The 10564-nt window shown below is 58.6% G+C and carries 10 protein-coding genes; 5 read left to right on the top strand and 5 right to left on the bottom strand.

The annotated features are described in order from the left end of the window. Both NANH_RS26770 and NANH_RS26765 read left to right on the top strand, forming a co-directional pair. A partial coding sequence (locus tag NANH_RS26770; protein ID WP_036050169.1) for an ATP-binding protein occupies positions 1-275 on the top strand: 275 nt, incomplete at its 5' end. 122 nt (positions 276-397) lie between these two features. Further along, a complete protein-coding gene (locus NANH_RS26765) occupies positions 398-2572 on the top strand; it encodes an AAA domain-containing protein (protein WP_051372526.1) in 2175 nt (724 codons plus the stop codon). A 263-nt stretch (positions 2573-2835) separates the two neighbouring features. On the opposite strand, the gene NANH_RS0120795 is transcribed toward NANH_RS26765, so the two are convergent. The 3 genes from NANH_RS0120795 to NANH_RS0120780 form a co-directional block, all read right to left on the bottom strand. Next, a protein-coding gene (locus tag NANH_RS0120795; RefSeq protein WP_245601485.1) for an IS3 family transposase occupies positions 2836-3935 on the bottom strand; the annotation gives its coding sequence in 2 pieces (ribosomal slippage) (positions 2836-3686 and positions 3686-3935; 1101 coding nt in all). A 57-nt stretch (positions 3936-3992) separates the two neighbouring features. Continuing rightward, entirely contained in the window at positions 3993-4535 is a 543-nt protein-coding gene (locus tag NANH_RS0120785) for an ATP-binding protein (RefSeq protein ID WP_027260450.1), read from the bottom strand. A gap of 198 nt (positions 4536-4733) precedes the next feature. Then, positions 4734-5180 (bottom strand): hypothetical protein, encoded by a 447-nt coding sequence (locus NANH_RS0120780; RefSeq protein ID WP_139236702.1) that lies wholly within the window; start codon positions 5178-5180, stop codon positions 4734-4736. 319 nt (positions 5181-5499) lie between these two features. Here NANH_RS0120780 and NANH_RS0120775 point away from each other — a divergent pair, with 319 nt between their 5' ends. Next, on the top strand, positions 5500-6525 hold the full coding sequence (locus tag NANH_RS0120775) for an IS110 family RNA-guided transposase (protein ID WP_027260448.1): 1026 nt from the start codon (positions 5500-5502) through the stop codon (positions 6523-6525). A 596-nt stretch (positions 6526-7121) separates the two neighbouring features. Here NANH_RS0120775 and aroB read toward each other — a convergent pair. Together aroB and NANH_RS0120765 are read right to left on the bottom strand one after the other, a co-directional pair. Continuing rightward, complete coding sequence (gene aroB, locus NANH_RS0120770) at positions 7122-8240, bottom strand: 3-dehydroquinate synthase (RefSeq protein WP_027263779.1); 1119 nt, start codon at positions 8238-8240, stop codon at positions 7122-7124. Then, positions 8241-8831 (bottom strand): shikimate kinase, encoded by a 591-nt coding sequence (locus NANH_RS0120765; RefSeq protein ID WP_027263778.1) that lies wholly within the window; start codon positions 8829-8831, stop codon positions 8241-8243. Between the two features lie 77 nt (positions 8832-8908). Between NANH_RS0120765 and NANH_RS28995 the strand changes: the two genes are divergently transcribed. Next, complete coding sequence (locus NANH_RS28995; RefSeq protein WP_154665587.1) at positions 8909-9061, top strand: hypothetical protein; 153 nt, start codon at positions 8909-8911, stop codon at positions 9059-9061. Further along, positions 9051-10562, top strand: a complete 1512-nt coding sequence (locus NANH_RS0120755) for a hypothetical protein (protein WP_027263777.1) — start codon at positions 9051-9053, stop codon at positions 10560-10562. Before NANH_RS28995 ends, NANH_RS0120755 begins: the two co-directional genes overlap by 11 nt. Positions 10563-10564: the final 2 nt, after the last annotated feature.

Genomic DNA, 10564 nt, shown 5'->3' with positions numbered 1-10564 from the left:
TGGGATATCTGCCGTTCAGCGCTTCGGGAGGCGCGTTGTTGTTCCACCTTCTCAGTAAACTCTACGAGCGCACCAGCGTCGTCATCACCACGAACTTGAGCTTCAGCGAATGGGCCAGCGTGTTCGGCGATGCGAAAATGACCACCGCGCTACTCGACCGCCTTACCCACCGCTGCCACATCCTGGAGACCGGCAATGACAGCTATCGGTTCAAGGCCAGCTCGGAGACAGCGAAAAAGAAACGAAAGGAGACAGCAGCATTGACGCCATCATGACGCAAAGAACATAACAGCTGGGTGGGTCAAGTCTCGGTGACAATGCCGGGTCAGTTCTCAGCGACAATCAACAGGAAGTAACAAAACGTCTGCGGGATCGCATCAACGCGCAAATTTCGAAGATGACCAACATTGATAAAGCGCATGCGGAAAAGTTGCAATCTGAGACGGCTTTAAGGTCCCAATTGGGAAATGATCCCGGCGCGGCACTGAGTGAGCTTCAAACGCGCCTGACCGAGGCACAAAGCAGTCTGACAGAAGTTGAAGAACTTGCGCAGCGGTGGGACCGTCATGTCGCAAACGAGTCTGCGCTTTTGGCCTTTTTCTCGTTTTTGCCTTCTGTCGTCCGCAAGCGTCTTGCCGCAGCCCGTACAGTTTTTCGTGAGGCTGGATTTGGTGATTTGGCAGACCAACTGTACAAAGTGTCCGCAGCCGGAACCGATATTCAAAATCAAAAGTCTGAAGCGAGGTCCACAGCGGAAACCGCCACAAAGTCCGTCAAACGGGCGAAGTCCGTGCTTACAGATGCCAAGGCTGCCGGTGAGCGATATCAGTTGGTTGTGACCAAGCTTTCTGCGGATCTCGCTGATTCCGAAATCGACGACATCGATAGTTTTGCCGATTGCCACGTCCGCTTTCCACTCTTTCTTCTCGCCACGCATTATTGGGAAGGGCGATGGCTTTTGGAGATGGAGAAGGTTCTCCCAGATATTGACAAGGAGCAGAAACGCAGTGGCAAAAAAGCCGTCATTCCGCGCTGGCACCGCCGAATGATGCTGACGCCATGCGCCGTCGCCACTTTCGCGACGCTTCCGGGTAAGATGACCTGCCGGGCCAAACGTGGCAACGCCTTTGTCGATGACTATCTTTATGACTTCATTGACTTATTGATCATCGACGAAGCAGGACAGGTTCTGCCGGAAATCGCTGCGCCATCTCTGGCATTAGCTAAACAGGCTTTGGTCGTAGGGGACACCCGACAGATCGAGCCGATTTCCAGCATTCCAAAGTCGATTGATCTTGGCAACCTGGCAAAATTCAATGTCATACCGGAAGAAATGGACGAAACTGCGCTGACGGAAGTATTGTCGTCCGGTTTTCTCTCCCACTCCGGCAGCGTTATGGCCTGTGCCCAGAACGCCTGTCGCTACCAGCCGTACCCGGATCTTGACCGCGGTCTGTACCTGTTCGAGCACCGACGCTGCTTTGACGAGATCATCGAATTCAGCAACGCACTTTGCTACCGCGGGCATTTGCAGCCCAAACGTGGTCCGGCCAAAGGCATCGATCTTCCTCCGATGGGTTACCTTCACATCGATGGAGCCGCATACTTCGCTGGCGGCAGCCGGTTCAACCCAGCGGAAGCGCAGACTATTGCTGCCTGGCTTGTGGCCCACCGCGACAGCCTCGAAAGTCACTATCAACAAAAGCTCGAAGATATTCTGGCGATCGTCACTCCCTTTGGCAAACAAGCTCAGGAGTTGCGACAGGCCTGTGGCGCTGTTGGCGTTCGTGTAATTGGCGCGGGCGCCATGACCATCGGCACGGTGCATTCACTTCAGGGAGCCGAGCGTCCCATTGTCTTGTTTTCCCCCGCATATGTCAAAGGCGTGGACGGGTCGTTTATCGACAGCTCCACTTCAATGCTGAACGTGGCGGTGTCACGCGCAAAGGACAACTTCCTCGTCTTCGGCGACATGGACCTTTTTTCAATGGCACCTCATGGCAGTCCACGAGGAGTGCTGAGTGCGTTTTTGTTTGCGAGGTCCGAAAACGCTCTCGAGTTTGACGTCCAACCGCGGGAAGACCTCAAAAAGAGAGCAACTGAAGTAAAGATGCTCCGCGATGCCGATGATCATGACATATTCCTGCGTGACATTCTCACCTCCGCACAAAAGACGGTGGAGATTGTCAGTCCGTGGACCATCAAAAGCACGATGGAGAAAAATGGATTCTTGTCGCTGATGCGGGACGCCGCTGCGCGTGGCGTGAGGATTGATGTTTACGCAGATCCGGTCCTGAACGACAAAATTAATGATGACGGCGTCAACCAATTCGATGATGCGGAAGCAGCACTTATTGCTATTGGCGTCAACTTTCATCCAGTCAGACAGCTTCACAGTAAGATCGTTACGGCTGATGAAGACGTGTTCTGCATCGGCTCCTTCAATTGGTTGAGTGCGGATCGTGTTGGTAGATACGCACGCCACGAAACATCTCTGGTTTACAGTGGCGCCGAAATGGCCGACGAAATCGAACGCTTCCGTGAGAACCTTGGACTGCGCAGCCCACAGTAGAGGGTCATACCCCGTCTCAATGGTTCCTCCCGGGCCCCATACCTATACGGGGGGGGCTTGGCGCGGCATTTCGCTAGCGAAACTGGATCTCACCGGGGAATCCACCTCGGCAAATCCTCAGAGAATATCTAGGATATAACAGCTAGTTACGGCGTTCGATCTCTTGCCCGGGGTGGATTCTTGACAAAAACTGTAAAATCCACGTGACCTGAGACCCATCTCTCCTCCAGCCTTTGGGAGAATCCGGGTTTTGTTTTCTGGCCTCATGCGGCCTGCTTTTGCAACGTCATTTTGTCTGCGAACTCGTTCGGCGTGAGATTTGCCAGCGACGAATGCGGCCGGTTTCGGTTGTAATCCTCCTTCCATTTTTTGATCTCTGATCTGGCGTCTGCGAGGGACGAGAACAGCGTCTCGTTCAAGCACTCATCGCGGAAACTGCCGTTGAAACTCTCGATGAAAGCGTTCTGTGTTGGCTTTCCTGGAGCGATGTAATGCCAGTCGATCTTTGTTTTCTGGCACCATTTCAAAACCGCTGAACTGGTCATTTCGGTCCCGTTGTCGCTGACAATTGTCTTCGGCATTCCGCGCACCTGAATGATAGCGTCCAATTCACGCGTCAGCCGCGCGCCCGACAGCGATGTATCCGGAACAAGAGCCAAACATTCACGGCTAAAATCATCTACCATCGCCCGAACGCGGAACCTGCGTCCATCTGTGAACGCGTCCGAAACGAAATCCAGGCTCCAACGCTCATTGATGGTCTCTGGCACGATCATCGGGCGGCGCGTGTCCAGGGCGCGTTTCCGGCCACCACGCTTACGCACCTGGAGCCCTTCTTCGCGATACAAACGCCGCAGCTTCTTCTGGTTCATGTAGATGCCTTGACGCTCCAGCATGATGTGTATGCGCCTGTAACCGAAGCGCCGACGTTCAGCAGCCACATCCTTCATGGCTTTGCGCAGGTCAGCATCATCTGGTCGGATGCTGCGATACCGCACACTCGACCGATCCACGTCCAACACATCGCACGCCCGCCGCTGGCTCACCCCGTGCTGATCACAAAGATGAACCACCGCTTTCCGCTTTGCCGCGGGCGTCACCATTTTTTTGAGTTCACATCCTTCAGCATGGCGTTATCCAGCATCTGTTCTGCCAGCAGCTTCTTCAGCTTGCCGTTCTCATCCTCAAGCGCCTTCAGCTTGCGGGCATCGGACACGTCCATTCCGCCGAACTTCGATTTGTATTTGTAGAACGACGCTGTGCTGATGCCATGCTTGCGGCATACCTCAGCCGTTGGGACACCGCCCTCCTGCTCTTTGATCATCCCGATGATCTGCTCTTCTGAAAATCGTGACTTCTTCATATTCCGTCTCCAATGCTTGGGACAGATCCTACTCAAAAGTGGAGGAGGTTTAAGGTCTCAGGTCAGAGTCCTGTCTAGGATCAGGTCAATACCGAAAGACCGTTTGAAGATGTCGCTGAGTGCGATCTCGCGCGCTTCGTTGGAGAAAATCTGATTTATCGCGGTATCGATTGTGTTGTTGTAACCGGTGCCGTGAAGTCGCTCGTGTGCAGGCAAGAACTTTCTAAAGGACGCCTCCACGCTATTTGGAAGTCTGCCCTTCGCAACAGCACTCCTTAAAGTAGAGGTCTTGTAACTGCCGCCACTGTAACCCTTCTCAAACTTGAACCGATCTTCCTCAGCATCATACGCTTCAGTTTCATGAAATCGATCCAAGAATTCTTTCGGCGTTCCAAGCAGCTTTGATTCAACTTTCCGGGCGATCCAACCTGTATAGCCCTTCTTTCCTCGGCCCGAGCCAAAGTGCTTGTCGATATCTCGTAGGAAAGTACTCTTGCCCGAGTTATTGGGGCCGGTAACAATCGTGACCGATCCGGGTTTAAGGGGCAGTTCGCTTCCATCTGCGAACTCGATTTTTTCAACTACAAGACCTGCTTCCATTCGTCCCTACTCGCTGCCTCAACCGCAATATTTGCTCAAATATCTTCTGCACCCCACCACCTATAGTAGATAACTAGGTGTCTTTCCAGAAGTCACCTGCGTAGCCTTACTCCAAACAATTCCGGTTGACCCGGTCACCTGACCGGCACTTATGAAACATGCCTCCATCAACCGATGCCTTGGAGGCAGACTTGATTTCTATCCAACAGACAGATTGGCCCTTGGACGCGAAGGCCCGCCTCGCATCGAGTTGTAAGCCTCCTTCTCGACGACGGCATCAAGACCTTCGGCCTGTGCCTTTGCGGCCAGTTCGTCGCCCAGCCGATGTGTCGGCACATAGTAGTCGGCCATGAACATGAAACCGATTTTATCCATATACCGTTTTTCAACGCCAAGCTGGCGCAGCGCCGCCGTTGATTTGCCGCCACCTGCCGTGATCCGTATTCCAGTCAGTCGCGGCCTGTCACGATCCCCGATAGCGCGGCGCATCGCGTCAGCCAGCCGGTTTTGTGCCTCGTCTAGGGGCATCGGGTCATAGTGCTGACGGAACGCCCGTGTCGTGCGGCGAGAGCCTTTCACGCCGGGGAATTTTTTGCGGGTGTATAGCTCGCCAAACTCGCGGCGATCCTTAGCCGGGACATTCAAACGGTCATATTCAGCGGACAGAGCCTGCCAAGCCTGAACCGGGTCCAGAATTCATGACCCCTATTCAATATCGAATTCGGCAATCAGAAAGCCGACCGTCGCTTCATCACGCAACTTGCAGGCGATGTTCAACCAATACCCATCGTGGGATCTTCGACACGCTTTCCATCAATTTCACCCGCTTTTTCCTCCGCACTTTTTACGCGGATGTTAACGAAAACAGGTGGGTCAATTTTGATGGAGTGGATGCCCCCACCCGACGGCATCGCAATGTGCCAAGATGGTGATGTTGAAGTCACCATAGAAAGAGGAGGCATCCATGGATGAGGTTAGCATCGTTGGCGTTGATCTGGCAAAACAGGTCTTCCAGGTTCACGGAGCTGCGGCGGATGGGAGGGTCCTGTTTCGCAAGAAGTTATCACGGCCGCAGTTTCTGAAGTTTATGGCGGGTTTGCCGCAGTGCGTCGTGGCAATGGAGGCCTGCGGGACCGCACATTACTGGGGCCGGGAACTGACACGGCACGGCCATGAGGTTCGGCTTATTCCGCCAATCTATGTGAAGCCCTTCGTAAAACGCCAAAAGAACGATGCGGCTGATGCCGAGGCTATCGCCGAGGCCGCGCAGCGCCCGACGATGCGCGGTGTCACGGTGAAAACTGCCGAACAGCAAGCGCAGGCAATGCTCTTCCGCACCCGCGATCTGCTTGTCGGACAGCGCACCCAGTTGGTGAATGCACTCCGGGGGCACCTTGCCGAACATGGTATCGTTCTGGGAAAAGGTATCGGCAATGTCCATCACCTCGCCGTGCGCATCGAAGAAGATAAAAGCCTTCCAGGCCTTGTCAGAGACATGGCGCGGCTCTACCTCGACCGGATCGCCGGACTAAGCGCCGAAATCGACAATCTGAACACCCGCATTGCGGCTGCGGCGAAGGAAAGCGATGTCGCGCGCAAGCTTCAGACGATGCCGGGGGTTGGACCGATTTGCGCCATGGCGATCACAACCTTCGCGCCCGACTTGCGCGAGTTCCGCCGGGCTCGCGATTTCTCGGCCTGGCTCGGTCTTGTTCCCCGGCAGCACTCAAGCGGCGGAAAGCAGAAACTTGGCCGCACGTCGAAGATGGGCCAGCGCGACATCAGGCGCTTGCTGATCGTGGGCGCCATGTCCGTCGTGCATTGGCGGGGCCGAGATGGAGGTCGGCCAGGTTCGTGGCTTTCTCGAATGCTGGCTCGTAAACCACGAATGCTGGTCGCCATCGCCCTGGCCAACAAGATGGCTCGAATGGTCTGGGCCATGCTTGTTCGAAATGAAGAATACCGAGATCCGGCTGGCGCGGTTTGCTGACCAAGACTGCCGGAGTGTCGGCGATGTGAGGAGGACGACGATCTGTATGGGCAAATGATCGACTAGATCCGGAACGGGGAAGCCTGTGGCGTGCAACGAGCTCGAGCTCGGAATTTTGATGAGGCCTCCGATCCGCGCATCACCATACCGGCCCGCGGCATGTCATGGCCGCACCAGAGAGGCCTGAAACATGACCGCACCCGATCACACGCTCAGAAAGTCAGAGAATCCTTGCATTGAAGGGGGCATCCAAACATGCACGCCGGTTCACAGCCGGAAAGAGACACGAGAGGGCAGCGAAAGACCCGACGCGTTTCGCGGTGGCCGCGCGAATAGCAACCATCCAACAGCTGACGCGATCGCATGGCTCGCTCAATTTTGGGGTCGGGATATTGACGCCGAACACCTGGACCAAAGAACATCCGCATGATGATCGAATGTCTGGCCGACACCACAATGTCGCAAGGGAAGCGAGCACCTTCGCTGGAATACCCGGCGGTTGCTTGAGGAGCGGAACGCCGCGCAAAACCTCGGCTACCTTCAGGCCAAGAAAGGGATTTGTTCAATCCAATATCTTCGCGAATTGCGGCTGACGGTCAAGCCGCCCGCGTCCGCAACCCGTCTTGCAGCAGTTCCAGAACCCTGTCTCCCGGCACATCGGCGGTCACAAACGCCTGCCCGATATCGCGTGCCAGGACAAACCGCAGCTGACCGTCCACCACCTTTTTGTCCTGCCCCATCAGATCCAGCAAAGCCGCTGCACCCGGCAGGTCTCCCGCGATATCGGACAGGTCGGTCTTCATCCCCATGGCCCGCAGATGGGCGCGCACCCGACTGGGGCATTCCTGACTGCACAGGCCCAGCCGCGCCGACAGTTCGAACGCCAGCGCACAGCCGATTGCCACACCTTCACCGTGCAGCAGCCGGTCACCATAGCCCGTCGCCGCCTCGAGCGCGTGACAGAACGTATGCCCCAGGTTCAGCAACGCCCGGTCGCCCTGTTCGGTCTCGTCGCGCGCCACGATATCGGCCTTCATCTGAACCGAGCGCGTCACCGCCTGCACCCGCGCAGCCATATCGCCCGCTGCCAGCGCCGGGCCATTGGATTCCAGCCAGTCGAAAAACCCGGCATCCCCCAACAGCCCGTATTTCACCACCTCACCGTACCCGGCCAGAAAATCGCGCGGCGCAAGTGTGCCCAGCACCGCCGTATCCGCCAGCACCAGGCTCGGCTGATGAAACGCCCCGATCAGGTTCTTGCCCTGCGGCGCGTTGATCCCGGTCTTGCCCCCCACCGAACTGTCCACCTGCGCCAACAGCGAGGTCGGGATTTGCACGAACCGCACGCCGCGACGCAGCACGGCGGCTGCAAACCCGGCCAGATCGCCGATCACCCCGCCCCCCAGCGCGACCACGATGTCGTTGCGCTCGACCTTGGCCGCCAGCAGCCATTCGACGGTGCGGGTGAACTGCGGCCAGCCCTTGGTCGCCTCGCCCGGCGGCAAGGCCAGCGCGTCCACCTTGATCCCAGCGGCGGCCAACCCGTTGCGCAGCGCCGGCAGGTGCAACGCCGCAACGGTTTCATCGGTCACCACCGCCACCTTGGGACGACGTAACAGGGGGGCCATCCGCGTGCCCGCCCCTGCCATCAGGCCCGGGCCGATCACCACGTCATAGGCGCGCGCGCCCAACGGGACATGAACGGTCTGTTGCATTCAGTACGGCTCCAATACGTCCGGACGCGTCGCCAGAACCCTGACCACGCGATCCACCATGTCTTCGATCGAGGCCTGCCCATCGGACACAACCGATAGGTCGGCCTGTGCATAGATCGGCACGCGCGCGCGAAAAATCTCGCCCAATGTCGCTTTGGGATCGGATGTGCGCAGCAACGGGCGGGTATCCTTGTGCCGCACCCGGTTCCACAACACGCCCAAATCCGCATCCAACCAGACAGACACACCGCGTTGCGTGATCATCCGACGGTTCGCCTCGGCCAGGAACGCCCCGCCGCCGGTGGACAGAACCCCGCATCGCTGGTCCAGCAGACGGGCAATGACCTGGCTTTCCTTCTGCCGAAAGAACGACTCGCCATCGCGTTGGAATATCTCGGGCACAGTCATGTTGGCCGCGCGCTCGATCTCGGCATCGCTGTCCAGAAATGGCACCAGCAGCCGCGCCGCCAGGGCACGCCCCACCGCCGTCTTGCCCGCGCCCATCATGCCAACCATGACAACGGTCTTTTTCAACCGCCCGGAGGGGCGCAGGGACGGCAAATTATTGCTGCTGTGCTCAATTTCGCTCATTTTTTCCTGAATGACGTGATCTTGCGGAAAAGGCCATATATAACTTAGGCAAAACACCAAAGCGGGGCAGCTAAAAAATGATGGGCAAACTGATCAAACTATTGTTTTACCTTCTATGCCTGGCCTTCATCGGCGTGGTTGGCTATGCCTATCTGGGCCCGTGGTTCGGTTCGGACTTCACGGCACCGCAAAGCGAGATCCGGGTGCCGGTGACGCTGGATGCAAATTAGGGCGGCACTGATCGCCTTGTCGCTGCCGTTGGCGGCCACGGCGCAAGAACCCCTTTCGGTGATCGAATGGCTCGGCGAGCATCCGCCGCCGGGCGCGGGGCATCTGCGGCTGGAACCCCCGGTCAGCGAAACCGCCGTACAGCCGCAAGTTGACGTCAGCCCGCTGGATCGCCTGCCCGACGTGGTGGGGCTGGTGCCTGCCGATGTCACCGGCTTGCCCGTAACCCTCTGGCAGGGCAGCGAGATCGACGATCTGGTGGATCTGATTGCAAAGGTCCCCGTGCGCGGCACCGCTGCGATGCAGACCCTTCTCTATACGCTGTTGCTATCCGAAAGCGCGCCTCCGGGCGGCGCCGCGACCGACGAACCGCTGTTGCTGGCGCGCATCGACCGGCTGCTGGAACTGGGGGCCACCGATCCGGCACTGGCACTGGCCGAACAGGCCGGCCCCACGCGCAGCCCGGCCCTGTTCCGCCGCTGGTTCGACGCCACCCTGCTGACCGGTACCGAAGATCAAAGCTGTGCGGTGCTGGCACGCGCGCCGCATCTGGCACCGGATTATGCCGCCCGCATCTTTTGCGATGCGAGGGGCGGCGACTGGCAAACCGCCGCGCTGACACTCGAGACCGCCCATGCGCTGGAGCTGCTGCCGCTGCAAAAACTGAACCTGCTGGACCGTTTCCTCAGCCCGGACATCTTTGAAGACGCACCGCCCCTGCCCGCACCGCACGACCCGGATCCGCTGACCTTTCGCCTGTTTGAAACCATCGGTGAACGCCTGCCAACCGCCTCGCTGCCCCGTGCCTTTGCCACCGCAGACCTGCGCGACATCGCGGGCTGGAAGGCCCAGATCGAAGCCGCAGAACGGCTGGCCCGCGTCGGAGCCCTGGCCCCCAACCAACTGCTCGGGCTCTACACCGACCGCCGCCCCTCGGCCTCGGGCGGGGTCTGGGACCGGGTTCAGGCCGTCCAGCAGTTCGACACCGCCCTGCGCGCCCGCAATGCCGAAGCCGTCACAAAGACGCTGCCTGCGGTCTGGCGCGCCATGCAAGAGGTCGAATTGGAAAGCCCCTTTGCCGACCTGTTCGCCAATGATCTTGCGGCGGTCCCGCTGACGGACCCTACGGCACGCGCACTGGCCTGGCATATCCAGCTGCTGTCGCCCGCCTATGCAGCGGCGGGCACCCATCTGCCGACCGACACCGAAATGCACGTCTTTCTGGCGGCGCTGACACGCGGCAGCCCTGCCGATGTCCCGCCTCCCAACGCCACGGCCGCCGCCATCACCGAGGGGTTTTCGCCCGGGACCGGCCCCGATCCGGTAACGCCCGACGGTCCGCGGCTGGGCGAAACCCTGCTGCGCGCGATTCGTGATTTTGACAGCGGTGCCCGTGGCAATCCCACCCAGCTCAGCCGGGCTCTGCAAGCCTTTCGCGCCGCCGGGCTCGACGACACCGCGCGGCGTGCCTCATTGCAGCTGATGCTGCGCGGAAGGCGCTGAAC

The sequence above is a fragment of the Sedimentitalea nanhaiensis DSM 24252 genome (genome assembly GCF_000473225.1).
GTDB lineage: Bacteria > Pseudomonadota > Alphaproteobacteria > Rhodobacterales > Rhodobacteraceae > Sedimentitalea > Sedimentitalea nanhaiensis.
The sequence above is the reverse complement of the archived record's forward strand: the minus strand, read 5'-3'. Positions and strand labels throughout refer to the sequence as shown.

What these genes read in the sequence shown, in the direction of transcription:
- NANH_RS26765 (WP_051372526.1), top strand. Translation starts at nt 398, where the DNA reads ATGACCAACATTGATAAAGCGCATGCGGAAAAGTTGCAATCTGAGACG.
- NANH_RS0120785 (WP_027260450.1), bottom strand. Translation starts at nt 4,535, where the DNA reads ATGGAAGCAGGTCTTGTAGTTGAAAAAATCGAGTTCGCAGATGGAAGC.
- NANH_RS0120775 (WP_027260448.1), top strand. Translation starts at nt 5,500, where the DNA reads ATGGATGAGGTTAGCATCGTTGGCGTTGATCTGGCAAAACAGGTCTTC.
- aroB (WP_027263779.1), bottom strand. Translation starts at nt 8,240, where the DNA reads ATGCAACAGACCGTTCATGTCCCGTTGGGCGCGCGCGCCTATGACGTG.
- NANH_RS0120765 (WP_027263778.1), bottom strand. Translation starts at nt 8,831, where the DNA reads ATGAGCGAAATTGAGCACAGCAGCAATAATTTGCCGTCCCTGCGCCCC.
- NANH_RS28995 (WP_154665587.1), top strand. Translation starts at nt 8,909, where the DNA reads ATGATGGGCAAACTGATCAAACTATTGTTTTACCTTCTATGCCTGGCC.
- NANH_RS0120755 (WP_027263777.1), top strand. Translation starts at nt 9,051, where the DNA reads ATGCAAATTAGGGCGGCACTGATCGCCTTGTCGCTGCCGTTGGCGGCC.